1 rRNA gene is annotated in these 276 nt (G+C 50.7%); it reads left to right on the top strand.

The features are described from left to right. Positions 1 to 276, top strand: a 23S ribosomal RNA gene (locus FUA24_RS03215); the annotation flags it as partial.

Below are 276 nucleotides of genomic sequence, written 5' to 3'. Positions count from 1 at the left end.
TCAGGTGCGGATCCGTAGCGAAAGCGAGTCTGAATAGGGCGCTATAGTTAGTAGTGGTAGACGCGAAACCGTGTGATCTACCCATGGGCAGGTTGAAGCTGTGGTAACACACAGTGGAGGACCGAACCGGTTGACGTTGAAAAGTCTTCGGATGACCTGTGGGTAGGGGTGAAAGGCCAATCAAACTCGGAAATAGCTCGTACTCCCCGAAATGCATTTAGGTGCAGCGTAGTAATAGTTTTATAGAGGTAGAGCTACTGATTGGATGCGGGGGCT

The sequence above is a fragment of the Seonamhaeicola marinus genome (genome assembly GCF_008085455.1).
The sequence above is the reverse complement of the archived record's forward strand: the minus strand, read 5'-3'. Positions and strand labels throughout refer to the sequence as shown.